A 26,597-nucleotide genomic window follows, 5' to 3' on the forward strand; every position below is an offset into this window, starting at 1 on the left:
GTTTGGTTTCCCTGTATAGGGTTATTCGCTATTATAGTTGCAGCTTTCTGCGCTATCTATTTTAAATTCATACGATCATTTCACTTTTATATCCTTATCAAGAAATCACCTATACAAAAAAGCCATTTGGCATTCCAAAGCAAGTATTCCTTGGCATGCAGCGGACCGCCTTCGCGCATAACTGTCCACAAAGGATCAATGTCACTATCCATTGTCATCATCATTTCATCATGCCATTCGTTAAGCAAATATACGGCTTCTCTACAGATCTCTTTCTTGTCCTCGGCTAGATTATGCTGTTCATAAGGATCCTCTGTAATATGAAATAGCATCTCTCTAGGGAAACCGTGGTGTCCGTCATGATAAGAACGAATATAGAGCCAATCTTTAAAACGAACGCTTCGCTGACAGACATGGGCACATTGCGTCAACACCAAATATTCTCTTCCAGTCTCTTCTCCACTGCGTACAGTCTCCGCGTAGCTTCGTCCATCCCAGCGCTCTGGCTTATCTATTCCTACAAGATCGGCAAGAGTCGGGGCAAGATCCAAATGATAATGCAAACCATCCTCCTGCCTTCCCATAGTGCCACCTGGCCAACGGAAGATCATCGGTATTCGGCAAGTCGCATGATCAGCTGTTCCATGTTCAGAGTAAATGCCCAGTTCACCCAGATTCTCTCCATGATCCGCGCTTATAAGAATAGCTGTGTCGTCTAGAATTCCCAATTCCTCTAGAGAGGACAGTATTCGCCCGATATGGTCGTCCATATATTTGACCGCACAATCGTAATTATCTATGATATGTCCCAGATCCTGATATGTCTCAATCGAATCATTGTGCCTATACCACTGGCTGTAATGTGACTTAGCTAAAGCATTCATATCCGATAGACTATGCTGCCCCTTCTTGAGCAGATGAGACTGAAACACGTCCTCTGTTAACCAATCCGGAAACGGCTCGCCCTCAAACGGGCTTCCATAGGATTCGGGAACTCGGTATGGCGTATGAGGATCCCAGAAATTCAGATGCAGAAACCAATCATCCGAACCACCATTATCCTCTAGCCATTTCAGTGCTACTGGTAGTACCTGATGCGCCGACTCTCCACCATTCTCTCCAATATTGAACACTTCATTAAAACCAGCGTTAAAGGTCCAAGCGGAGTGCCGATCAGCAAACGTGCTAATGGATGCCGTTTTATAACCTGCCGTTCGCAGTACACCCGGTAAACTTTCCGACTTAAGACGATCTGCAAATCCCCGCTTAGCTCCTTCACGTCTATAATCAGCTGCCGTACCTCCATGACCCGCTATACCTGTATGAATGCCAAAGCGGCCCGACATGAGTGCTGATCTGGATGGTAGACAAGGGGCATCTGAACAATAATAATTGGTAAATACCACTCCTTGTTCAGCAATTCGATCTATATTGGGAGAAGTATTCCGGTGATATCCGTAACATCCGAGATGATCGGGACGTAGTGAATCTAGGTCTAAATAAAGAATCCTCATGTCAAACACTCCTTGGTGGATGGCAACGAGCAAGAGATTAGATTCTCTTGCTCGCTAGCCTATATTTTATTTCGATTGAGAGCTATACCATTCCGAGAATTGCTTTTGCATTTCTGCAACATACTTTTCAAGTCCCGCATCATTTAACGCCTTCAATGCTTCTGGGAAGTATTTATCATAATCGTACAATCCGTATTCAATCGGAACGATTTTCTCTGAATAAACGGCCTGTATTTTCGCTACTTCTGCTTGTACTGGTCTTGCGTCAAATGAGAATCCGATGTTTTTTGCCTGAATCGATCCTTCATCTGTCTTTTTATACGTTTCGATGAATTCATCAGGCACATTGCTGAAGTACCTGCCATACTTCAAGTTAAAGAGCTGCCATTCATCGAAGAACGAATCGGACACGAGCTTTGTCACTTTTCCGTTCTCTTCTAATTTATAGTCTTTATCCAGAACACCATAAGCGAGCAAATCGTAGTTCTCCTGACTGCTAAACATCCAGTTAAAGAGTTGTAGATAACGATCTACATCTTTCTGACCACCGATGGAGATAGAGTATTTCGTGTTATCCCTTACGGAAGCCATAAGAGGCTGATCTCCGATCTGATAGTTGACTAACTTTCCGTTCGGAACCTTGGAAACCAGGTTCGGAAGCTGTTCCATCGGATATGCAGAGGTTCCACGGTTCATTAAGGCTTTACCTGCATTCCAGTCAGCAAGACCAAGCTCTGGATTGGTGATCAATGCTTCACTGATGTAGCCTTCTTTTTGCCACTTCGCCATCATTTTAGCTGTTTTCTCAAACAATTCAGATTCATAGAAGCTGTAGACCTTATCATCTTTAGCTAAAGAATCAACATACGTATACGTCCAAGCTGTCGAGTTGCCTTCCATTGGGGTAAACAATTGATCCGGCATCAATGCCGCCCTGAACATCTTCTTCACATGTGAAGCTTCCGGAATCATCGTGTAGTCTGGGTGCTTTTCCTTCACAAGCTTGAATGCGCTTTCCACATCTTCGAGCGCTTTAAGTTCGCTGATGCCGACCTCATCCAGTAAATCCTGACGAACCGTTATGAGTTGGAAATCTCCAGCATACGGCTTGTTACCAACCGGCATAGCGTAGATTTTCCCTTCGAGTTTCCCCGAGTCCCATGCGTCCGGTCGAGTAAGCTCTTTCAGTTGAGGTGCATGTTGGTCAATGCTCTCTTGTGGAATTTCCGCAAGAAATCCTTTATTAACTTTTTCACCTAAGCCGCCGGTACCTGCATATGTAGCGAAATTCTCACCCGACGCGAACATGAGGTCTACCTGTTGGTTACTTCCCCATGGCAAGAATTTAAATGTCAGGTCAATGTTCAGCTCTTCTAAAATCTTATCATGCAGATCCTTCTCTAAAAATTCCGTTCTTCTTGGTGTTAGGTCACCAAAGTTCACTAGTGTAAGCTTAACAACCTCTTGATTATTTTTGGTCTCACCAGAAGCCCCTTTAGCTGCCTCATCGGTAGTGCTTTCGTTTCCTTTTCCAGAACACCCTGTAATTAAGAGCGCAGAACACAGTAAGACAGACATGAGCAAATTCCAATTTTTCTTTCTAAACATGTACTTTGACCTCCTTGAATTATGCATTCTCATTGTCTTCCGTCCTAGGTACGGAAATATATTATAAATCCGCCACCACAGCGGGTTAACACTTCGGCCGTGAGGTAACTCGCTTAACAGCAGGCAGCGGAAACATAATTACATCATTAGATTACAAACAATGCCCTGCTAACCCTTAACTGCCCCAATCGTAATACCCTTGACGAAGAACCGCTGGGCAAAAGGATACACCAAAATGATGGGTCCGATGGTAATACAAGTCAATGCCATTCTTGCCGTCATCGTCGGTATAATGACCTGACTCGATCCCTGTGCAAAGGCATCCGAGCCTCCTCCTCCACTTGTAAGGAAAGAGATATTCGACATCATGTTATAGAGCAGAAGCTGAACAGGGTACAAATCACGATCCGTAATCAGCATCAGTGACAGGAAGAAATCATTCCAGTAGCTCAGTGCATAGAACAATGTGATGGTTACAATCCCTACCTGAGCTAAAGGGATCATGATTGAGAAATAAATTCTGAAAGGCCCGGCACCATCGATCTTTGCCGATTCCGCGAGTTCCTGTGGTATCCCCCGAAAGAAGTTACGCATCAGGAACATATTGAACACATTAATTGCGTATGGAATGAATAGCGCCCACAGATTGTTGTGAAGATGGTAATACTTCGTAGTCAATATGTACCAAGGGAGCAGTCCTCCGCTAAATACCATCGTAAACCAAGCGATAAATGATAACGCATTCGCATACTTAAATTCCTTCATGGAAGCGACATATGCATAGGATACTGTAACGGCTACTGAGAAAAGCGTACCCACAACAACCGTGAACAGCGTGATGCCGTAAGACTTAATAAGTAATGCACCTTTACTCTCGAACAAATATTCAAACGTATACGTTGTAATCCCTCGTGGGAATAACGAGAAGCCGTTTAACGCCACCTGCTGGTCATTAGATAAAGATGCTGATATGACCATGATGAACGGGATGAGACAGACCAGTGAGAATAACACAATAGCCACATAACTGATCCATAGAATCACTTTGTCTTTGCCCATGTTCATGACATTCATTAAAGCCCTTCCTTTCTCTGCTTAGAACAGTGCATATTCTTTGTCATATCGCTTCACAATCCAGTTGGAGAACATGACAAGCATGAAGCCGACAATCGATTGATAGAGCTGAACGGCTGAAGCGGATTCAAACTGTCCGTTTTGAAGAGCTGTCCGATACACAAATGTACTAATATTGTCCGTAGTCTCTAGCAGCATCGGATTCAGATTCGTAAGACCAAGGATTTGGGTAATGTCACCCGCCAATATGCCGCCTACGGCTAGCAGAAACAAAATAATAATGGTCGGCATGAGGAGCGGAATGGTGATTTTGGTGATCTGTTGCCATTTGGATGCCCCATCCACGGTAGCTGCTTCATAGTAAGAAGGATCAAATCCTGTGATCGCAGCAAAATAGATGATGGAGTTAAAGCCTGCAGCCTTCCATACACTGAAGAATATCAAGAGCGGCCACCACAGCCACGGATTTGAATACCATAACACCGGATCCATACCGAGAGAGGTCATCATCCCATTAATCAGACCTTTTTTCTCATCCAAAAAGGTAACTGCGATCGTTCCTACAACAACCCAGGAAATAAAGTGTGGAAAAAACATGATTGATTGGGTTACTTTTTTGAACCATTTGTTACGAATCTCATTCATCATAACGGCAAGTCCGACCGCCACTACGGTTGTCAGAATTATATTGAAGAAATTGACGACAATCGTATTCCTCGTTGCCCGAAGGGCGTTCTCCATATTTGAGAAAAAGAATTCAAAGTTCTTAAGTCCCACAAACTCGCTTCCGAATAAACCGCCTTGATACGTGTACCTTTCGAATACAATATACAAACCGGCCATTGGAAGATAAGAAAACAATAGTAGAGCAACTAGCCCAGGCAGGGACAATACATATAAGGGCCAGTGATCCCTGATCGACTTGACGAAGCCGCCTTTCCCACCTGGCGAGAGAACTTTCTTCGTACGCTTCATCTTCCATCTGCACCTCCTAACGTGATGAGGCAATCATAATGTAAGTGCTTTCTTGTTGTATATTTCAAAATCATCTTCTGGTTTCTTTTTTCTCTAAACATATAAAAACGCCCGGCAGAACAGCTTATTCCGGACGTTTCTTTCGTTTATTTAAATTTTCGATTTAAGTTTAGTTTTTACGTACTGAACGGATTTTTGAAGGTGAAACTCCATACTTCTTCTTGAATGAGGTTGTAAAATAGGAGTTGCTGCTGTATCCAACCTTTTTAGAAATATCCGTAATGCTCAGCTCCGGATAGTCCTGAATCAGTTCCTTCGCTTTTTCCATCCGCAGATGATTCACGTACTCGGGAAACGTATATCCTATGGATTCATTAAATATTTTACTGAAATAGGACGAGCTGATGTTCAACGTTTCTGCCACTCTGTAAACCGAAAGAGAAGAATCACAGTAGTTCTGATTGATATAATCCAGTGCTTCAGGAACGAAATCCTGCGCTTTTTTATTGGAGATCTCACGTAAGACCTCACTGGATTGATAGAATAGCTCCGCGAACCATTCCTTCAACTTCTCATACTCATATATCTCAGACACACGCTGATGAATATCGAAATCATTGACTTTAACTTGTCCACTATCTTCACCAATTAAATCTTGAGAAAGCCGAAGAATAGAACTAGCGAGTGTGGCAAAAAAACGGAGTGTACTGACATACTGATACCCCCGGCATATGGATGCGATACGATCTAGCTCACTTAGGTACCGTTCATAATCTCCTTGGGCCACCGCACTTAACATCTCTTTAGCAACGTTATCCGGGATATCGGAAGATTGAAGATTCCTTATATCATGAGCATCCGCAATCCATCGGTTCGTTTGAACGATTCGGTGCTTCGTTACATCAAACGCCTCTTTATAAAGATCTACAACGAAGCCTGGGTCATCTGATATGGAGCTAATCCCGATGGAGATATCTATACTTAGCATGTTAGAAGCTGAAATCTGGGCATGCTCCGCTGTTTTTGTAAGAAAAGCACTATCCAACTTCGTACCCTCACAAGGCTCACTGACCACGCAAATGAACTGGCCCTCAGAAACCGTAAATAAAGCGCATTTCACCTCGGAGGACAAACTTTCGATCAAAATAGCAGCTAAGGAGTCTAGACGAAAAGAAATCGTCTCAACATTACCTGTCTGACTAAAATCTTCAAACCCATCGATTCTCACGACTAGCACAGCATAAGGTGTATGATCCGAATGAATGGCTCCCGTCTTCATGAATATATTTTCGATTCGCTCCTTCGTATGTTCTGTTTTCGAGTTCAGCAATCGAACGAAGGCGTGCACGTCATTTTCTTTTTCCAGTGAATTCATTTTGTTAGTCATTTGGGTAAAAGTGTTCGATACGAGCTGCAGTTCGGCAACATTGCGATCTTGTTCTGATTCTCCTGGATAGCTGCTACGGATTGTTTTGACAACATGCCCCAGTGGCTTGTACAACAAGTAAGATATAAGACCGGCGATGAATAAAGCGATTAAAAGAATGAATAGACCGTACATAAGTATCACATTTCTTGTCTTCACCCACTCTGAAAGCGTATGCACAACTTCCATCTCTGAAATAATGAAATAGCGTCCATTGGACGATGTAAGGTAGGCATAAGTTAATGGCCCCTCCTGATTCTCCACTGTAAAAGAGTCGTATTTATCGCGTGAATTCAATATTCTAGTAAAAAACGGTTCAGAAGAAATATTACGATTGGACTGAGACATATCATTATGTAAGATAATATTGCCTTGGCGGTCTGCGATATACATCTTCTGATGTTGATGGGTTCCTTCATCTGCAAAGATAGATTTCGCCATATTGCTCATATCGATATTGACAGCAGCAGCCCCTCCAAGTCCCGAAGGTGTACCTTTATGAAAAAAGAAAGTCATTGTTTGGATGTCTTTTCCGCTGTACTTATCTTTCATATTCCAGATCACTGGACTATCAGAGGCCCTGTGACTTTTCACAATATCAAATAGATCCTGGTCACTGTCTGGTTCGGCAAACCTCTCCGATATATTCAGAATTGTGGTCGTATCATTCAGCACATATACCGAATTCATAATATCCCGGTTCACGAGCAGAATATTCTGGATGTGATTCACTGCATTCTGGGTCCCACTATCCCACGCCAAATGATCCATAAACATCAGTTTTCGAATATTTGGATTCTCGTATAACTCCACCGAGTAGTTCTGAAATCTTTTGATGTGACTTGTAAAGACCGTATCCGTGTTCTGAAGGGACATTCGAGTTACCTTGTTAATTTCTACAAGCGATTTATCCTTCATCCAGTAAAACATAACCATGGATAGGATCGTGATAATCATAATCGATAGAAGGGATAGCCCGATGAAAATGTTAAACAAAAATGCATTTCTCTTGTAAGAGAGCTTAGGCAGAACGAACCGTTTCAAGTGATTCCACTCATTCCATGTTGTATTTTCTTAAGACTACATTTCATTCTTAGGCTAGAACTTTTAGCGTTATTTTGCAATAGGAAGCACTAAAGAAATTTTTCTTTCTATTAGCCCTAGCCTCATATCACAAAAAATACCCCTCTTATACTCAGGGGCATGGCTTAAACTAACTCCGGTTGATATTCCATGATTGTGCTGAAACTCCGATAAATCGTCAACACATCCTTGATAAGAATGGTTTCATACACAGTATGCGTATGAGACTGCACTGTATGCTTTATCTTGATCTCCAGACTCTTTACATCTCCATTACTGGAATCTTTCATTTTATTAACTTCTTCCAAAATGCATTTCACCACGTCTGGTTGTAGCTTCTTCCTTTGCACCCGCAAGAAGAGCTCATAAATTGCATGATTAACCCTTCTCAGCTCCTCCAAAAAGCGGTTCGCATCTTTAAGTTCTCTCGTCTCATTATTCATAAGAATGCGATCCTCAATTAATGCCGAGATGGCAAATAGATGATGGATACTGTGCGCTTTGGAGGGGTTCTCAAAATAATCATATAGTTCCTCTATAAGATACGTAGACATGTCTTTGTACATTCGAACCAAGCCCGCTGTCCCGTTCTCGATACTATACGGAAGAATCAGGCGGTTGGCTAGCATTCCTATGCCTATACCAAGTACGACATACAAAATTCGCTCCAAGGTCACAGCGCCCATACCGCTAACTAATGCAGCAGTTCCTAGTGCAGGAACTGTTGCCGTAAGAATAATCGTACGATATGCCACGGCAAAACTATTCAAATAACCGAACAACAATACAATTAACATGTGACTAGTCGGGCTTTTGAACACACTGAATAGCACGAAGAAAAGAGCCGCACCGAGAATCGTTCCTTTCAATCGTTCAGAAAACCTGAATTTTGCAGTTTCCGAATAAGGCTGGGTTACAGAGAAGATGGTGAACATCATCCATTTCCCCTGTTCAAGAGCGAAGTAATCTGAAATAAAGGCAGCGATCGTCACCGCCAAACTCACACGAACCGCATAGGTGAAGCGCACCGAATTTTTATTGAAATTTACGGTATGGTTATACGTTTTTTTAAAATATTTCGGAATGTTCTCTAGTTTTTCAACTTTCCGCAGCTCTTTTTTGTTCGTAGTATGTAATTCTTCGATCAGTTCATAGATCAGCTCAAACGTATTCATCCATTCTGTAATGTAAAGGTCGTCCATGGCCTCTAACTCAAAATCACGTAAGCCCTGAAGCCTACTTTCGTTCATTGATTCTTGACGACGAAGGAATTGGTTAACCCTACTCAATTCATGAATCAAAGCCTCCATAAAATGATCTTTATGGCGAACATCATGAGAATCATTCAGCAGCAGGTACAATTTTTCGAAGCAAGCTGACGTTTTGAGATATATTCTGCTTTCATTGGATACGTAGTAACCATCAATGGTTTGATGATAAACTATTCTCCTTATTTCTTTTATAGCATTGTCAATTGTAGGGTTAAATTGATGATGATCTTGCTCTGACTGAATGGCTTTAAGCTTTTGTATCAACTGTTCATTAATCGTAATAAGAAGTTTATGCCCTATTTTCTCCATCTTATTGTGATTAAAAATGAATTGAGCAACCATTATAATGACGGCTCCAAGCGCCAAAGCCATCAGACGAAGCGGCAATGCTTCGAAGGTTACCGGGGTGGTCAAGATAAAAAGATATTGTAATCCAAAAGCGATCGTTAGTGGCTTCTTTAGATTAAAAGAAAAGAAATAACCAACGATAAACATTGATATTAGATTTAATGGAATACCAATCCACATATGAACAGCCGATATGTAGCCAAATATCCCTTGCAGCAGATTAACGGTGAGCAAGAATAATAGGTTTTTCCAGGGATTCTTGGTTAAGTCTCGTTCAAGATACATAAGAGTGGCGATCACAATCGTTACACCGATCAGCGTATTATCCTTGCCAAAAAGACTATTGAACGCAAATATGAACAAGAGGATGTAGATAAATATTTTTGTCTTCGCATAGATGAGTTGTTTCATAAAAAACCTGCCTTCTTTTCCTAATATTAATCATATACTTCTCTAGGCTGATCAGGTTTATTCGATCTTCACTTATGTCCAGAATTATTGCATTAATCATTACATTGAAATCAAATAAGCAGACGTCGGTAGGATGCCGAAATCTGCTTATTCAAGCTTACTACTCTTTATTTAACACGATGTAGCACATCGGCTAACTCCCGCAGCCGCGGTCCGTCTATCAAACCAAGTCCTTGTCGGCCTTCCCGAATCGATGAACCAAAGTGAACCTCTTCTACACCTGTTCCTTCTATGAAAGGAATAATTCCTTCCGGTGTTAAACCGTAACCCGCTAGAATTCGAGGGCCTCCTTGTTTGGAGCGTTCCACAAGTCGATGGATTTCAGGAACCGACTGCGGTGCTGGAGCAGTTCCACCCGAAGTCAGAATGCGGGAGATTTGCGGATAACGGGCTAGCACTTCGTAAGCTGCCATTTGATCTGAAATTTCATCAAAGGCACGATGGTATGTAACATCAAGTCTACCGACTGCGGCAAGTAGTTGCTTTAAGACTTCTTCGTCCACATGACCATCAGGTGTAAGGGGCCCTAGAACAACTCCTGCTGCATTCGTATCTTGAATCCGAGTTATATCTTCTAGCATCGTATCTAAATCTGCTTGATCCGTAACAAACGTACGACTATGAGGGCGGATCATCACATTCACTGGAATTTTCACACTTTGAGTAACACGTTCGATGAGTCCTATACTAGGAGTCAAACCGCCTTCCGTTATGGCTGTAATCAATTCAATACGATCTGCTCCGCATTCTTCTGCGACCACAGCATCTTGAAGGGTTGTTGCGATAACTTCCAATAACATGATCGTTCCTCCTTTTCATTCCCTTATAATATTATATTAGGTTATAACTCGTTCCTCGATGTAACATAGTCCGCTAAAAGACGAGCACCATATCCAGTAGCACCCGATGCGGAGAATCCAGCATCACCTTTATATTGAACGGTTCCTGCCATGTCAATATGCACCCATTTCATAGGCTCTGTAACAAATTTGCGAATAAAGAGTGCTGCCGTAATTGCACCAGCAAGTGAAGAGGATCCGATATTACTAAGATCTGCATAATCACTATGAAGCTCAGACTCATACTCATCCATTAGTGGCATTGGCCACAGCCGTTCCCCGTTACGTTCGCCAATGGATACAAGACGTTCTGTCATATCTTCATCGCCCCAAATGCCTGCAATACCTAACCCAAGGGCTTGACCTACATTGCCAGTTAGGGTGGCAATCTCTACGGCTTCTTCTGCTCCAAGCGCCGCCGCGTGAAGAAGACTATCCGCAAGCACCAGCCTGCCTTCCGCATCCGTATTCGCAGCTTGAACCGTCAATCCATTAGGGAAAGAAACAATCGAAGATGGCAGCATGGCATGAGCATCAGGTACATTCTCCGCTACAGCAATGAGTCCGACAACATTGACCTTCGCACGCTGGGATACAAGAATGTCCATGGCACCAGCTACCGCGGCTGCTCCTCCCATATCCATACGTGCATCACTAATATCTTTACCACTTTTGACGTTCATACCGCCCATATCAAATGTAATTCCCTTGCCCACAAGACTGATAAGCGGAAGAGATGCGTCCCCTTCATAACGAAGCTCAATCATCGCCGGTGGATGAACACTACCCGCACCCACTTTAAGAAGACCGTTCATCTGACGTTCCTCTAACTCCGCACCTGTGTAAATCGTAACCTTTACTGGCGTATCTTTAAAATGCTCAACCATCCACTCAACCATTCTGCCAGGATGTAAATAATCTGGTGTTTCATTCACCATATCTCTAGTAAGCATGGTTCCTGTAGCACGAATTTCTGCGGTTCTGATCACCTGCTGGATTTCTAAATCTGTGATCTTTGGCCAATCTTCCGGACGGATCCGTAGCGTTACTTCCTTAGGGGGCTGCGATGCAGTCCGATATTTATGAAATCCGTATAGACCGAGCAGCCATCCCTCTATCCAGGCTTGAAGCCATTCACAGTCTTTTACGTCACTGTTCGACTTGTTAGATGCTACCTCTCGAATGAGGCAAGCATCGCTAAAACCTTCCTTCTGAATGTTTCGTGCAGACAAACCACCCGCACGCCTTATTGCTTCAAGACTAGCCTTTCCTCGGTCCCCTAAACCGACCACGAATACATCTTTGTCCTCATCGCTGCGGCTTCTAAACCAAACCGATTGTCCTGCTTTCCGATATGCCTCACGGATAGGATATATAAACGCTTGATCCTGATATAAAGGATATATATGAACTGCCGTATGGTCACTAGATGTCCATGTTATTTGCATGTAGGTATCTCCCTTCTAAGCTCGCACAATTGTTTTGATGGAAAAAATAGGATTCTGCTTAACTTTGCAGTGAGAATACAGCCTTACGTTCACCCACAACTAAGCCGTTATCATTAATAATTTGGTTCGGGACAAGTTCATACAGGCTATCGATTGTATCCTGGTTGCTGTAACCAAGTGATTCTAGAATGGATGCGATAATACTTGGCCACACCTGTTCAGATCCGTCAGATACTTTTAGTGAAATACCAATGCGTTCTTTACGAAGCCCAATGCCATAAACACCTTTCGCTCCGCCCTTGGCTGTCAGATTAGAGTCTTTTAATAAGGTAGAGCATACAAATTGGGTATCAGCAATCATATTCGGATTTTCATTCATCAACTTGGCGATCCGTTCAGCTGCATAACGTGTTTCTTCATCCTGAATCAGATCAGGGCAGGCTAGTTTTAAATAGGATAGAGCAATAGACTTGAGTGGCACAGCAAAAATGGGAAGACCACACCCATCGATGCCCATACCAATAGACTCCTTCGGTACGTCAGCGAAGTATGCAATCGCATCCACAATTTCTTGCTGTACTGGATGTTCAGGAAGATAGTACGTTAACGGGTCCCACCCCATATGTTTACTAAGAGCTATCAGCCCAGCATGTTTACCTGAGCAATTATGAAAAATACGTCGTTTCTCTTCGTTGTCACGCAGTCGCTGCGCTTTAGCATTCTCGTTCAGTGGATAATTCGGACAACAGTGAAGTTCTTCTTCACGGATGTTAGTCTTGTGAAGTATCGATTCCAAAGCATCAATATGAAATGCTTCGCCTCGATGGGAGGCTGCGAACAAGGCTGCTTCTTCCCCCGACAAGCCATAAAGCTCATCAATCTTACGTTTCATCACCGGTATGGCTTGAAAAGGCTTCGCCGCAGACCGTAGATAGGTTACATGGTCCGGATCTCCGGCATGATATAATACGTTCCCCTTCTCATCCACCACACTAACCGCTCCGTAGTGCACGTTCTCAAGCAATCCACCTCGATATTCCTCAACCAATGTCGTAAATCCTCTCATCGTCATCCCGCCCTCATCATCCATTTATGTTAAGCTAATCTAATGAAAAAAATCGAGTCTGCGCCAACAATCCAGAACCGATCATGACACCTTCTTCACCAAGCACAGTGCATTGAAGACCATAAGTATTACGCAGCAGCTCCCATACAAAGCGTGTGTTGCATAATTGCTCGATGTCTGGCTGAATCTCAGGAAATTTCTCCAGCCATTCTCCACTCAAAATAACCATGTCGGGATTATACATGCAGAGTACATTGTTGATCGTGATAGCCATATAGATGAGTGCTCTATCGATTAACTGCACTGCCCACATTTCTCCAGACTTTCTGGCTTCAAAAAGCTCCTCGATCGTATCCATTGGTCGAATCTTATTGGCCTCATTTAATAATGCGCTTGTGATGATGTAAGTCTGTAAACACCCCGTCTTACCGCATTCACACAGTGCACCATTCGGGTCTATCGTTGTATGACCAATCTCGCCAGCACTGTTCGATTCACCTCGGTAAATCTCTCCTTCAATGATCAAAGCCGAACCAACCCCTGTACCAAACCCAAGTAATACGGTGCGCTTAGAGCCAGCGGCAGCTCCCTTCACATGTTCCGCAAGAGCCTTTAATTTAAGTTCGTTATCCACCGCTACTTCATATCCTGTTAGGGCTTTTAACTGTTGAACAATATTCACTTTCCTCCATCCTAGCTGAACAGAGAATACTACTTCACCACGCTCGTCATCTACAATGCCAGGAAGCCCAATACCAATACCTGCAATACGAGTGGAATTCACACCTTCAGAATCGATCATTCCTTGTAAAACTCTGGCAATGTTGTTCAGTGTCTCCTCAGCACTTTCTTCAGGGAGCCGTTCACGAACTCTGCTATATAGTAAGACACCATTTACATCGACAATGCCGATGCGGTACTGATGCTTATCAAGCTCTATACCAACAGACAGAACCGATGTATCCACGAGCTTAAGCATCGCTGCTTTACGCCCTAAACCGTTAGATACCAACTCAAACTCAGTAACATAACCTTGTTCACTCAGCTCACCAACAATTCGACTAACCGTCGTTGGGCTCATTCCCGTTATTTTGGCAATGAGTGCCCTTGATATGGGGCTACGGACTTTGATCATCTCGTAGACCGTTTTCTTATTTTGCAGCCTCATAAAATCTTGGTCATGCTTTTTCATTGAAACGCCCCTATTAATTTCTCCATTGGATTAATTGACTGCATAATTCAAATATAACTAGCTAATCCAAGTGTATTTTGCATTTAATATACAATTTTCGATTGATATCAAATACAACTTACTCCAGTCACGATAATAATAATCCTGCATTTATGGATCGTCAACATGATAATGACTATTTTCCCAACCTTATCTCTACAATGAAAATGTATGTATGCAAAAAAAGGGCGTGATACCCCCGACTATAGGGTTTATCACACCTTTTTTACAACGATTAGCGATTATCTACTTTCCGGAATCTCCACGATAGGATTCACATCTGCTTCATAATCCACACCATCGGTTTCAAAACCAAACAGCTGGAAGAATTCACGACGATATCCCTCTAGATCCGTTAAGTCATAAATGTTCTCACTCGTCACTTGTTTCCAAAGCTTCTCAACTTCTTCCTGTACATCTGGACGAAGCTCCCAATCATCGATACGAATACGACCCTTCTCATCGACTGGTGTATTCTGACCACTATACAGACGATCCGCGAACAAACGGTATGTCTGCTCAATACAACCTTCATGAAGTCCTTTCTCTTTCATGACTTTATAAAGGGCAGAAACGTATAGCGGAACAACAGGAATCGCTGAGCTGGATTGTGTAACGAGCGCTTTACTTACAGATACATATGCACTTCCTCCACCTGCTGAAAGCTCCTGGTTTAGTCTTAGTGCCGTTGCCTCTAAATGATCTTTAGCTTGGCCAATGGATCCATCACGATATATGGCTTGCGTGATCTCAGAGCCAATGTAGGAATAGGCAATGGTAATTGCATTATCAGCTAGAACTCCGCCATCACGCAGCTGCTGAATCCACATTTCCCAATCCTCGCCGCCCATGACTTCAACCGTATCGCGCACTTCCTGATCATTCGCAGGTTCAATTGTCACTTCGGTAACTTCACCTGTATGAAAATTAACGGTTTTGTTCGTATATGCCTCTCCAATCGGTTTAAGAACGGAATTCACTGCTTCGCCGGTTTTTGGATTCGTACGACGAGCAGATGCCACACTATACACAACAAGATCTACTTGCCCCAGTTCCTGACGAATCAGGTCTACTGTTCTTTGCTTCGTCTCATCAGAGAAAGCATCCCCTGTTACACTGAATGATTTCAGATTGGCTTCTCTAGCAGCCTTCTCGAATGCAGCAGAGTTATACCAACCAGCAGAAGCTGTTCTTTTCTCCGTTGCCTGACTCGGACGATATACGCCAATCGTATTCGCATTAGCTCCGAACGCAGCAGCGATGCGGGCCGAGAGACCATACCCTGTGGAAGCACCAATAACTAGCACATTCGAAGGTCCTTTAATGGCTGGCTTAGATTTAATATATTCTACCTGCTGCTGCACCTGGCGTGCGCACCCATCGGGATGAGCTGTAGTACAAATAAAACCACGTGTTCTAGGTTTAATAATCATTATTTAATAATTCCTCTCTAAATCAAATGATATTCTCTGATTCCATAGTACCCTGACATATCAATTCTAACAATTTTTTTCGAAAACGAAAAACGTTTCAAATTAAAAATAATGTTGAGCTTCAACGCCTTTTGTTTCCTTCTATAAAATTCTTCTCCACCAATTGTTCATTAAATTGTTCGATGTATGCATTATCCTTCATTTTAGTCTGTACAACCTCATGCCACTGCTTCTCATTCTGCAGTGGACGCAGACTATCCTCTCCACCATACCATTCCTCCACTGCCTTTCTATGAATCGTAAAGGTTATGTCCTCGAAGGTCAAACGTAGAACTTGTAAGTTATCAATCATAGCAAAGTTCGCAATTGTGTTATAAACGAGCATTTCCTTCAATTTCGCTGCATCCACATAGACAGAAGAATTCGGAAATTTAAGTTCAGCAGTTAACTCATCTGGATACAACTGATAGGTTCGATTCAATTCATTAAACGGAAGAGAATTGTTAAGATTCATCAGATTTCCGGCATCACCCATATATTTGCTCTTAAATTGTAATGTTCGAGAGATATCATGAGTATATGGATTTTGCTGCTCGGCAGCATATCTTGCTTCTTGTTCCCTTACCTTAGGCTTTGCATAACCTTCCACTGCAACGATACCGCTGATTCCAATGATGAGCAGGATAAGAATCCATATATTTTTTTTATTCATGCTCAGTCACCTCATGTTTCTTAATCAGTCTGTCTGCTTTATAAGCCGCCATTGGGATGATCACCGTAACTAGCGGAATCGCGAGCTCCAGCACAATAACATAGAGAGCATACGGTCCATTAATCTCAATCGTTCTGCCAAACCACAAATCGCTTCCGAAACGAGTCAGGAGTGTAAAGGCTGTAATGACGGAGGCGTAGATCCCCCAAACAATCCATGTGATCCCACTTAACTTCTTCGCTTTCACCACATTCATTGTACCTGTGCGATTACTATCCTCTTTAACAATACGTGAAATAAGGAAAAAGATGATCCCTACAGCGACTACAAGTAAAATGAGTACATTATTCGCAAGCATGCCTACAGGCATAAGTCGCAATGGAATCGTGAAGATCCAGGCTAGTAATGTATATAATAATGTGCTCTGCGCAACATCATAACGATAGCGGTTCATATATATAGTTAAATGATCATCAATCAGATTGTCTATCGCTTCAATATCCTCAATAGCTATACATACCGCCTGCTGATATTCCATTCCGTTCTGCATATAATCGGTAACTTTAGCTTCCAGATTGCTAAGCACTTCATTCCGGAGATCGATCACGGCTTTAGTCTTCCGGTGATTAGCAAACAATCGGTCTACAAATAATTCAAGATCATTTTTGCTTCTCATCATGTACTCCCCTTTCAAAGCCAATCAATACGTCGATGATTTCCCGTGCCGCCTTCCATTCTTCCCTATTCTGAAAAAAACGATCTTTCCCTTCAGATGTTAACGTGTAATATTTCCTTCGTCCCCCTTGGGTCTCTTCGCCCCAATATGATGTAATAAGTCCCTGTTTCTCCAATCTTCTCAGACTTGAATACAAGGTAGGCTCCTTCAACTCGAAGCGATTTCCACTACGAATCGAAATTTCCTTTATAATCTGGTAACCGTAATTGTCTGCATCCTTAAGCACCCGCAAGATAAACGTATCAATGTTACCCCGAACAAGATCGCTATTATGTAATGAATCCATTGTTATTAAATTCCCTCCCTCAAAATAGGGTGAGTACAATCTAACACATATAACTATGTGTGTCAAAGTAATATTAATGACATATATATTTTGTTCAAATGATCCTTTATACTATTTATTAGGACAAATTCCATTTGACTAATAACTACTATTTATCCGTTATTTTTTTTATATTTACCATTTTGCATTTCTGGAGGAAATCGCTTGCTTCGGAGAATTTTTAGAACACTTAAATATTACATCCTGACGTTACTTCGTATGCAAAACAGCGACCACCGGATTGCGCTAGGATTCTCATCAGGATTCTTTCCATGCTGGTACCCTACTTTTGGCGTTGATATTATTATCGCCATCGCACTCAGCCGAGTTGTCAGTGGGAATATGGTCGCAGCCATATTAGCAGCATCAATGGGTTCCTTTCTCTGGCCGTTACTATTCTTTATCAACTATAAGGTTGGTTACATGATCAGTCATATTTTCTCTACACCACCCCCAATCGAGCTTAAAGATGTTATAACGGCTCCCGTTCCAGATCGGGATTATTCTGTTCTTGCCAGCTACTTCAGCAAACTAGGGGATATGGGCGTAAACTTCTTGATTGGATCTGCTGTTAACAGTATTATTTTTTCCTTTATACTTTATTTTGTTGTTCGTTATTTACTGTCCCAGTACCGAAAGCCACTTCTCACCAAATTAAAAAAAGCCAGAAAAAAGCGTATTTTATAGGTAGACGCTCTAACTCGCTTCCATATAAGAGGCAAGCTGCATCCATAAGCAGTTTGCCTCTTCTTTATTGTCCCCGTAATAGGTAATTTTTCACTTTCATCTGGCTGAACAGATGAAAGCCACACGACGAACACCTTTCCCACAATTTCAATATACAGAGCGACCAGATGCGGTTGCAGCTTCCCTCTTAGAAGGGCGTATTGGTATTATGCTTGACGGAACTCCCTCAGCTTTACTAGTTCCTGTATCCATCTTCTCACTGCTGCAATCCTCAGAAGATTACTATCAAAGCTTCTACTCCGCTAGTTGGATTCGGATTGTCCGATTTGTGTTCTCTTTAGTCTCTTTAATGCTTCCTTCACTATACGTGGCTATCACTACCTTTCAGCAAGAAATCATTCCGACAGATCTGCTGATTACGATTGCGTCAGCTCGTGAGAATATCCCCTTCTCCGCTTTAACCGAAGCGCTTATCATGGAGCTTACCTTCGAAGCGCTTCGGGAAGCAGGAACAAGAATTCCTAAACCTGTGGGTCAGACCATCTCCATCATTGGTGCGATCGTGATCGGGCAAGCTGCCGTGGAAGCAGGTATTGTATCAACCCCAATGGTTATCGTTGTTTCTATAACCGGGATTGCAGCTTACATTGTTCCCCATTATGAACTGGGTCTCACGTTTCGACTGTTAAGATTCCCTCTTCTCATTATCGGGGGGACAACGGGCCTGCTTGGGGTACTCGCAGCAACTTTTCTCATATATGGCCATCTGACGTCCCTGCATACGTTCGGCACACCTTATATGCAGCCACTCGCACCACTCGTGCTATCCGACTGGAAGGATATGTTGGTTCGTGCTCCATCAAACTTAATGAAAAAGCGCCCAAGCAGCTACGCTTCTAAAAACAAAAGGAGACAATCCCATAAATGAACGTTCTAAAGCTCTGCAAAATGATCCTCCCCTTACTGCTGCTAACAGGGTGCTGGTCCAGGGTGGAGATCAATGAACAATTGTTTGTTTTCGCATTATATGTTGATCAAGGCGACCAACCGGATACTGTCGAAATTACGATCAGTTCTCCCTTACCTAACCGATCCATATCCGGAAAAGGCGGGGGTGGTGGTCAGGGGAATCCATATGCCATGATAAATAAGACGGGATCTTCCATTCCAGATACAATAAATGCGATCCAGCGAGATACCACAAGACAACTGGATTTTAGTCACACACGTGCCATTGTCGTCGGCAGAGAGTATGCGGAGACTGGTATCCGGGACATCCTAGACTGGATTATGCGAGAGCCATCCCTAAACCTAAGCACATTCATCCTAGCCGCTGCTGGAAAGGCTAAAGAGATCACAAAACTAGCTCCCGTTTACGAGCAAATGCCTTCTTTTGTGTTGATGCGATTTGAGATCCTAAGCAATATTCTGGCAACAACAGCTAAAGATTGTTTAATTGGGGAACTCGGAGGCCAAGGATTTGCACTCACTTATCTGAATAGTCATCTGAAACCAATGATTAGTGAAAAAGAACAATTAGAGCACTGGGTTGGTATCGAAGGAGCAGCACTTTTTCGAGGAGACCAGATGAAAGGAGCCATTCAACAAGTAGAATCAAAAGCACTAGCTTGGGCGATGTCTCAGATTCGTAAGCCCATATATACGGTAACTTGGGACGAGGGAAGAAGCAAAGCTAGTGTTATTTTTATCAATCCAAAAGCAACTAAAGAAGCGTATATGACAAGTTCAGGCCCTCTTTTCAAAGTGAAACTATCCGGCATGGGCGATATGATTCTACTCAAGGATGCCAAGAAGCGTAGTCCACTGGAAGTCAATCAAATTATCATCAATGAATTAGAAGAGCTTATTCGTAACGATTTAAACAATACCCTGCAAACAACACAAAAATTAGGAACAGATGTTATGCAGTTCGGGAATATACTCGAAGCTAAATATCCGAACGCATGGGACAAGTTACGCCCAAACTGGGGAGAGCACTACCGGGATGTTGCGGAATTCGACGTGAAGGTTAACGTAATGGTCCGCACATCAGAGTCTTCCGCATTATAAGTTTAAGAACACCGTTTGCTTTAAGGAGGCATACGACATGCTGGCTCTGTTATTTGTATGTATCGCTCTGTTCGATTGGTTTCTTATTAAATCCAAATCAAAAGTAGAGAAATGGGGAGGGCTCCTCCTCATCCTCCTGATCGCCGCGTGGAATGTGAGCGCCAACTTTATTTTGTGGTGGGCAGATCCATTTGTCATCATTAATATGGCTCTAGGCTGGATCCAATAAAGCCGATCTCGATGGAAGGATGAAGGACATCATGATTAAAACACCTTGGCAAACATTTCGCTTTGCCTTCATTTATCTTAATTCTCAGCCATCAGCGTATCTCATCCCCATCTTACTTGGAAGTTCAATGTATCTAGGATGGGCAGCTATACTTTTAGGCAGTCTCTTGAGTACGTTCATCCTTTGGTGCACCATTCGTTTAGGGATGTGGGATCGTGAGAGAGCCTGGATCGATTTCGGAGAGCAGATTGTCGGCAAGTGGATTCATTCCCTTGTGCTTCTCCTTTTATCATTTTGGGCTGTCACCTATGCCTCTATCGATATTCAAAGCTTCACCTTGTTCTACGGCTCCAACTACATGAGAGAAACGCCACAATGGTTTATTCAAATCATACTCGGAATTGTGATCATTTTTACAGCTCGATGGGGATTCAAGACATTAGTCTATCTTTCAGACGGCTTATTTTTCTTCACTGTTGCAGCGCTGGTGCTAACCATCAGTTCATTTGCTAAAGATGCTGATTTACATATGGTTCCAGGATTCTTCACACACCGCAATTATGGAACATTAGCTAAAGACACTGTTATTGTCTTGTCTTACTTGGGTGAGTGGATTGTTTTTCTATTCATTGCTCCATATATTCAGATCGGATGGAGAACGATGAGAAATCTATTTTGCGCTGGTTTACTTGTTACGATTGCAATCACTTTGCAATGGACGCTAACCTTCTTAAATTTCGGCCCCCATCTCGGGAAGCTGATGCAGTTTCCCTTAATTGAACTGCTTAGAAGCTCCGTTACTGGTGTGCTAGGAAATATAGATCCGCTTATTATCGGTCTATGGTCCAGTTCGATGTTTATTCACAGCGCTTTTCTGATCCATATTGCTGCTCGTTGCTTTGGGAAACTGCTACGCACACAAAGAATGCAATTAACTCTTGTTACATTAATGGGGGGCTCTGCTACTGTATCTGCCTATCAATTCTCACGAGACCCAACCTCCTATCAGCAGAATGTAGGACTTCTATCCACTGCTGTATTTTGGGTCATCGTCGAGTGTATTCCGGTCATGTACTGGATCGTCACGCTGTTCCGTTCTAAAGAGAAACAACAAAGAAATCGTCGTTCTTAATTCTGTTTCTGCACATAAGGCATGTATTCATCAAAAGGGGTGAATTTCAACTTTTCAGCCACATACCGCCCCTCTTCAAAGGTATAAGTGATCTCTAAGTCACCAAGATACATACTGAAATAAAAGGCACCACCCAATCGAGCAATCAGCTTGTTATTCTCAACTCTATGATAAACAACGCCTCCAAAGCCGATTTCGGATTGATCTACAAAGCCCATGTCCGGGATACGGAGGATGACATCATCCCCCTTATCATGAAGAAGGATGGAAGCCTGAAGGAGATCTCCATCCTTCTTCAACTCTGTCGATACCCAGTTCTTAATCGTCTCTTCTTGGGCTTCAATAGGTATTTCTTTAAAATCGCTCATGCTGATCAGATGTATATCTTGTGCATGAATGCCAGTTCCAGAACCTTGATTCAGTAACACAACAACTTCTGACTTGCCATCCTCATTCAAGTCGCTCACAATCAGTTCAGGTACTTCTTTCCAGCCAAGTGGAGTTTCCCAATCAAAATGATGACGCTTACCAGCAATTTCGAGCACCAGTCCTTTATAAACGTCACCTTCTATGTTCTCGCCAAAGATCTTAACATCCGGATGAGTATCTGACACTGCTATAGGACTTCTTCCCTTAGAATTTATCGTAAGAGAGCGATATTTCTCGTTATACTGGATACCTACTCCTGTCATTTGCTGTAACAACGATGCAGGAATCATGACACGTCCATTATCAATGTACGCAGCTGCGTCTAGTGTAATGGTCTTTTCACCCATTTTAACTGTTCTGCTTCCACGAACAATTTTGTAGGATTGTCCATCGACTGTGACTGTAACCGTTTTGGTCTCTTGATTCCAATGCAGCCTCACGTCCGACCAAGATCTTGTCATATAGATGGGTACGTATGGAGACTCATTCTTCATAACAGCGTTTGTATCCAAATCTAAGAGTCGTTTGTCTAATTGAACGGACAACACCTCAGATGAGGCTGCCGATGAATGGTTAGGTATGTAAATAGCCGTTGATATTAAGACTGCGGCTATGAAAGAGCTTAGTATTTTTTTCATATATATAAATTCCCTTCATAAAAAGACCTAGTTATTTACTCTATCATAGCTGATCTACTAGGAAAAAGGGATAAGAAATGGTCATTTTTTCAAATTAAATGATTATCACTATTCTCTATTTTAGAAATGGTTGAATCTCTGGTGATCAATTTAGTTCCCAATTTAATCGATACCGGATCGCTAGAAGGATGGTCCACTCGATTCATTAGCAATCGAACCGCTGAACTACCAAAGTCATTCATCGTCTGCATAACAGTCGTCATACGAATAGGAGCATACTCAAGCACCTTGTGGTTGGAGAAACCAGCAATCGATAATCTTTCAGGCACTTTATATCCCAGCACTAGTGCTGTTTTCATCGTTAACATCGCCAAGAAATCATCTGAGCAAAACACGGCTGTCAGCTTACCATTCGCAGTTAGAAAGGATTGAATGGCTTGCTGTTTGACTGATACGCCCTTTTCACCACTCTCATGTTTCTCCAAAAACAGAAGTCGATCAGTTTGTATATCCATTTTCCAATCTAGCAGTGCGTCAATATACCCTTGGTACCGTTCCTCTCTACTCTTCGCCATATTCATTTCACTCGTCATAAACCCAATCTCTCTATGCCCCGTTCGAAGTAATTGTGCAGTCATCTCATAAGCTCCGCTATAATGATCATGGCTTAAACTGTCGAACCCAACCTCATTAAATTGACGGTCAAGTATAACAACGGGGTATTTCAATAGTTTTAATCGAAGAAGGTGATCTCCACAAATTTTCCGATCGACTGGAAACAACAGAATACCCACAATATCACTCTGGTGCGAAAGACTACGAACCGCTTCGGCTTCTGCAGCTACATCTCCAGTAACCTTAATAACGATTTCATACCCTTGTTCTTTAGCAGCTTGTTCAACAGAGGTAATAATGCTGCCAACATAATCATCAATAACAGGCACAATCAATGCAATGTAATGCCCTGCACGGCGTGGTTGTTTTGCTTCGTACGAATGATTCATACCTGCTGATTGCTTTAATTCATCCAAATCCACGTCTGCCAGAAATGTACCTCTCCTAGGAAGACGATACACAATTCCCTCATCTTGAAGTGCCTGAAGCGCAAGCTTACCTGTCATACGGCTCACGCCAAATCGATTCGCAAGTTCTCCTTCAGATGGTAAAGGATCATGTGGCTTTAACCCACGCTCCAAAATGATGCCAAGCACCTGGCCCTTCAGTTGTTCAAATAACTTCCCCGATATATTATTCATCTGGTATTCCTGCCTGCCTTCCTCTCCGTATCAGCGATATCTATTTTATCACATGCAAAAGAAACCTGTCCCCAGATCAAGGATACAAGCTTCTTTATTTAAAGATCGCTTAAATCTGTCTAATGTATGCTGAATATGACGATATCATTAATTTTTTTTGAATATATTGTGAAAGCGCTTCCCATAATCAGTTCTTTTTTTGTAAGCAATTGGCATATTATATATTACAATAGACCAGCTAGTAGGGGGCGGTAGAACAGGAGGTGAAATCCATGGGCGTGAATGAAGCGTTAACGTTAATGATTTCGTTCGCCACCTTGGTCGTGTCGATGCTTGCTTTTCACAATAAGAAATAGAACCTTCCCTTTAAGAATGTATCTATTTCTTATCCGTTAATTGAAGCATGTTAACTATAACCGCCCCGCACACATCTGGCTGTTGTTCAGGGAGTCGGCTGCCACCGGCTCCTTTAGCGATGAATCGGTACACAAAAATATCCTATTCCCCGAAAAAAGCAAATATAACTGTCCTTATTTCTTTTTTTGTTGAAGCAGAGGTTTAATCTCTGCTAACAGCTGATTTAACCGATTGGCCGTATTCGTATAAAGCTCTTTCGACTCTTTCGTAGGAGCTGAAATGCCGAACATCTCCAAGTCAGCTTCACACTTTTTAAGATTAGCGAACAGAGCAGCCTTCTGCCTTACTTGGGGCAAACTGATCTGATCATCATACAAGTCCAGTTTAAGTTCACCACTAGTATCCACCTGTGCAAGATACACTTCTTCTTGTTTGACATTATTCTTATTCAGCTCTCGTTTCAACCATGCCGCACTTTTACCAGATAAACGTAGAGGTTCTTCCATTACCTCTCCGTCCATAATGACTTCGTGAGGCTCCTTAATGCTTCCAGGCTGTAATCCAAGGTGTTTAGGTGTCAGCGGTTGTTTCTCACTTACAAGCATAACGTTAACTTCGCCACTGGATTCCATAATTGCAAATTCCACATCAGCTAAATCAAAAATACTTTTCTTACGCAATTGTTCCATTAGCTCGTCCGAAGTCAGACGCTCTTTTTTCAAGTTTCCTTCTAATACTTTTCCTTCTTTTATCACCGTTGTTGCTTTGAAATCGATAAAATCCCTCAGCCTCTTACTTTTAATTTGCAACAGCTCAATAAGTAGTGAGAAAGCTACCCAAACCGCTAGGGCTATCAACCCTAAATACCAATTAGCCTCTAAATCAAGCGATAAGGATGCAGCAATACTACCGATCGTAATACCCGTGAGGTACTCGAAGAACGACAATTGCGAGACTTGTCGTTTACCTAACAATTTTGTTAATAAGAACAAAACGACAGCGGCACATAATGTCCGAAGTAAAACTTCTAGCCATTCCTGCATGATTACAATGCCTCCCCCTCAGTATCTTCTACATCAAATTATTATGGGTAAGATACTTTTTTTCTAAACCCTGAGATTTTTCTCTCATGAGACTGGATATTCACAATACTAGAATCCACTTTACAAGAAAGCGCTTAATTCTAATTGAGTATTTTTATCTTTCAAGGTAAAGTGTTACATAAAAAGGAATTCGAACAAGGAGGCAGCCTGTATATGACCACTGAAATGCGTCGTCCTTTTGATGTCATCACTTTTGGTGAATCCATGGGACTCTTATATCCAGATGGCCCGCATGGTATTGGACAAGGTGGCACGATGGCTCAATCATTCGGCGGAGCAGAAAGTAATCTTGCGATTGGCTTAGCTAGACTTGAGTGTACTTCCGGATGGTTTGGACAGCTTGGTAAAGATCCAATGGCACAAGGAATTGTGAAAGCGCTTCGCGGAGAAGGTGTTGATGTCTCTAGAGTAAGGTATTCCGAATCTGGGCCAACCGGTCTTATGCTTCGTGAATCGGTCAGAGGAAAATCATCTGTTTATTATTACCGTGCAGGTTCAGCTGCAAGCAAAATGACTCCCGAACTGATTGATACAGATTATATCGCTCAGGCGAGAATCGTTCATTTTACTGGGATTACAGCTGCCTTAAGTTCGAACTGTCTTAAGACCATCCAACACGTGATCTCCATATGCAAAGAGAATGATGTACAGATCAGCTTTGATCCCAATCTTCGACTGAAACTCTGGAATATTGAACAAGCTCGCCCTGTTCTATTGGAGCTCGCTGAAGCTTGCGATTATTTCATGCCAGGCTATGATGAATGCAAGCTCCTATACCAAACGGATGACGAGAATGTAATCATTCAAGAACTGCGTAAGCTTAATGCCAAATGTGTTATTAAAAGTTTTCATGGAAACAACGTCCTTGTGGAAAAAGACCAACTTATCAAAGTTCCGTTCGAGCAGGTCGATGAGGTTGTGGACCCGGTTGGCGCAGGTGATGGATTTTGTGCCGGTTTCCTGGCTGGTATATCCAAGGGGTATTCCCTTGAGAAAGCCATTCGACTTGGAGGCTTAACAGGGTCCATGGTAATTGAAGCCATTGGCGATTGGGAAGCGCTTCCCACATGGGAGGAAGTCGAGATTCGCCGCGGTAATAGAACACACATCGAACGATAATCGAAAAGGAGTGTAAA

23 protein-coding genes and 1 pseudogene are annotated in these 26,597 nt (G+C 42.5%); 7 read left to right on the top strand and 17 right to left on the bottom strand.

Going from position 1 to position 26,597, the window contains the following annotated elements:
* Positions 1-86: 86 nt before the first annotated feature.
* The 14 genes from ACK8P5_RS19355 to ACK8P5_RS19420 form a co-directional block, all read right to left on the bottom strand.
* Positions 87-1,514 carry a sulfatase gene (locus ACK8P5_RS19355; protein ID WP_422657885.1) on the bottom strand — a complete coding sequence of 476 codons (1,428 nt, stop codon included), beginning with the start codon at positions 1,512-1,514 and terminating at the stop codon, positions 87-89.
* 66 nt (positions 1,515-1,580) lie between these two features.
* A complete protein-coding gene (locus ACK8P5_RS19360) occupies positions 1,581-3,122 on the bottom strand; it encodes a DUF3502 domain-containing protein (RefSeq protein ID WP_422657886.1) in 1,542 nt (513 codons plus the stop codon).
* A gap of 168 nt (positions 3,123-3,290) precedes the next feature.
* A complete protein-coding gene (locus ACK8P5_RS19365; protein WP_422657887.1) occupies positions 3,291-4,196 on the bottom strand; it encodes a carbohydrate ABC transporter permease in 906 nt (301 codons plus the stop codon).
* Positions 4,197-4,217: 21 nt separating this feature from the next.
* Positions 4,218-5,171, bottom strand: coding sequence for an ABC transporter permease (locus tag ACK8P5_RS19370; RefSeq protein WP_422657888.1), 954 nt, complete (start codon positions 5,169-5,171; stop codon positions 4,218-4,220).
* 169 nt (positions 5,172-5,340) lie between these two features.
* The gene (locus ACK8P5_RS19375) at positions 5,341-7,641 is read right to left on the bottom strand and encodes an AraC family transcriptional regulator (RefSeq protein WP_422657889.1); all 2,301 of its coding nucleotides are present in this window, start codon (positions 7,639-7,641) and stop codon (positions 5,341-5,343) included.
* Between the two features lie 164 nt (positions 7,642-7,805).
* On the bottom strand, positions 7,806-9,710 hold the full coding sequence (locus tag ACK8P5_RS19380) for an FUSC family protein (RefSeq protein ID WP_422657890.1): 1,905 nt from the start codon (positions 9,708-9,710) through the stop codon (positions 7,806-7,808).
* Between the two features lie 167 nt (positions 9,711-9,877).
* Complete coding sequence (locus ACK8P5_RS19385; RefSeq protein ID WP_422657891.1) at positions 9,878-10,570, bottom strand: copper homeostasis protein CutC; 693 nt, start codon at positions 10,568-10,570, stop codon at positions 9,878-9,880.
* Positions 10,571-10,611: 41 nt separating this feature from the next.
* Positions 10,612-12,057 (bottom strand): M17 family metallopeptidase, encoded by a 1,446-nt coding sequence (locus ACK8P5_RS19390; RefSeq protein ID WP_422657892.1) that lies wholly within the window; start codon positions 12,055-12,057, stop codon positions 10,612-10,614.
* Between the two features lie 58 nt (positions 12,058-12,115).
* Positions 12,116-13,123, bottom strand: coding sequence for an asparaginase (locus ACK8P5_RS19395; RefSeq protein WP_422657893.1), 1,008 nt, complete (start codon positions 13,121-13,123; stop codon positions 12,116-12,118).
* A 34-nt stretch (positions 13,124-13,157) separates the two neighbouring features.
* Positions 13,158-14,315 (bottom strand): ROK family transcriptional regulator, encoded by a 1,158-nt coding sequence (locus ACK8P5_RS19400; protein WP_422657894.1) that lies wholly within the window; start codon positions 14,313-14,315, stop codon positions 13,158-13,160.
* 281 nt (positions 14,316-14,596) lie between these two features.
* Positions 14,597-15,787: an enoyl-ACP reductase FabV gene (gene fabV, locus ACK8P5_RS19405; RefSeq protein ID WP_422657895.1), complete on the bottom strand. Its 1,191-nt coding sequence runs from the start codon at positions 15,785-15,787 to the stop codon at positions 14,597-14,599.
* 121 nt (positions 15,788-15,908) lie between these two features.
* Positions 15,909-16,499, bottom strand: coding sequence for a DUF4825 domain-containing protein (locus ACK8P5_RS19410; RefSeq protein ID WP_422657896.1), 591 nt, complete (start codon positions 16,497-16,499; stop codon positions 15,909-15,911).
* On the bottom strand, positions 16,492-17,175 hold the full coding sequence (locus ACK8P5_RS19415; protein ID WP_422657897.1) for a permease prefix domain 1-containing protein: 684 nt from the start codon (positions 17,173-17,175) through the stop codon (positions 16,492-16,494). Before ACK8P5_RS19415 ends, ACK8P5_RS19410 begins: the two co-directional genes overlap by 8 nt.
* Complete coding sequence (locus ACK8P5_RS19420; RefSeq protein ID WP_422657898.1) at positions 17,159-17,521, bottom strand: PadR family transcriptional regulator; 363 nt, start codon at positions 17,519-17,521, stop codon at positions 17,159-17,161. The genes ACK8P5_RS19415 and ACK8P5_RS19420 overlap by 17 nt, the downstream gene beginning before the upstream one ends.
* A gap of 204 nt (positions 17,522-17,725) precedes the next feature.
* On the opposite strand from ACK8P5_RS19420, the gene ACK8P5_RS19425 reads away from it, so the two are divergent.
* The 5 genes and pseudogenes from ACK8P5_RS19425 (at position 17,726) to ACK8P5_RS19445 (ending at position 21,678) form a co-directional block, all read left to right on the top strand.
* On the top strand, positions 17,726-18,247 hold the full coding sequence (locus tag ACK8P5_RS19425) for a DUF2062 domain-containing protein (protein WP_422657899.1): 522 nt from the start codon (positions 17,726-17,728) through the stop codon (positions 18,245-18,247).
* Positions 18,248-18,347: 100 nt separating this feature from the next.
* Positions 18,348-19,175: pseudogene (locus ACK8P5_RS19430) on the top strand (spore germination protein); the annotation flags it as partial.
* Complete coding sequence (locus ACK8P5_RS19435; protein WP_422657900.1) at positions 19,172-20,317, top strand: Ger(x)C family spore germination protein; 1,146 nt, start codon at positions 19,172-19,174, stop codon at positions 20,315-20,317. The pseudogene ACK8P5_RS19430 and the gene ACK8P5_RS19435, both read left to right, overlap by 4 nt.
* Positions 20,318-20,354: 37 nt before the next feature.
* Positions 20,355-20,546, top strand: coding sequence for a hypothetical protein (locus ACK8P5_RS19440; RefSeq protein ID WP_422657901.1), 192 nt, complete (start codon positions 20,355-20,357; stop codon positions 20,544-20,546).
* 31 nt (positions 20,547-20,577) lie between these two features.
* Complete coding sequence (locus ACK8P5_RS19445) at positions 20,578-21,678, top strand: GerAB/ArcD/ProY family transporter (protein WP_422657902.1); 1,101 nt, start codon at positions 20,578-20,580, stop codon at positions 21,676-21,678.
* On the opposite strand, the gene ACK8P5_RS19450 is transcribed toward ACK8P5_RS19445, so the two are convergent.
* Both ACK8P5_RS19450 and ACK8P5_RS19455 read right to left on the bottom strand, forming a co-directional pair.
* Positions 21,675-22,745, bottom strand: coding sequence for a copper amine oxidase N-terminal domain-containing protein (locus ACK8P5_RS19450; protein ID WP_422657903.1), 1,071 nt, complete (start codon positions 22,743-22,745; stop codon positions 21,675-21,677). The two genes, ACK8P5_RS19445 and ACK8P5_RS19450, sit on opposite strands and share 4 nt — an antisense overlap.
* An 89-nt stretch (positions 22,746-22,834) precedes the next feature.
* Positions 22,835-24,001 (bottom strand): GntR family transcriptional regulator, encoded by a 1,167-nt coding sequence (locus ACK8P5_RS19455; RefSeq protein WP_422657904.1) that lies wholly within the window; start codon positions 23,999-24,001, stop codon positions 22,835-22,837.
* 272 nt (positions 24,002-24,273) lie between these two features.
* Here ACK8P5_RS19455 and ACK8P5_RS19460 point away from each other — a divergent pair, with 272 nt between their 5' ends.
* The gene (locus ACK8P5_RS19460; RefSeq protein WP_379249454.1) at positions 24,274-24,357 is read left to right on the top strand and encodes a putative holin-like toxin; all 84 of its coding nucleotides are present in this window, start codon (positions 24,274-24,276) and stop codon (positions 24,355-24,357) included.
* A 174-nt stretch (positions 24,358-24,531) separates the two neighbouring features.
* Here the strand turns inward: ACK8P5_RS19460 and ACK8P5_RS19465 are convergent, their stop codons facing one another.
* Positions 24,532-25,401: a DUF421 domain-containing protein gene (locus tag ACK8P5_RS19465; RefSeq protein WP_422657905.1), complete on the bottom strand. Its 870-nt coding sequence runs from the start codon at positions 25,399-25,401 to the stop codon at positions 24,532-24,534.
* Positions 25,402-25,614: 213 nt separating this feature from the next.
* Between ACK8P5_RS19465 and ACK8P5_RS19470 the strand changes: the two genes are divergently transcribed.
* Complete coding sequence (locus ACK8P5_RS19470; RefSeq protein WP_422657906.1) at positions 25,615-26,580, top strand: sugar kinase; 966 nt, start codon at positions 25,615-25,617, stop codon at positions 26,578-26,580.
* Positions 26,581-26,597: the final 17 nt, after the last annotated feature.

This window comes from Paenibacillus sp. EC2-1 (genome assembly GCF_049311625.1).
Lineage (GTDB): Bacteria > Bacillota > Bacilli > Paenibacillales > Paenibacillaceae > Paenibacillus_AQ.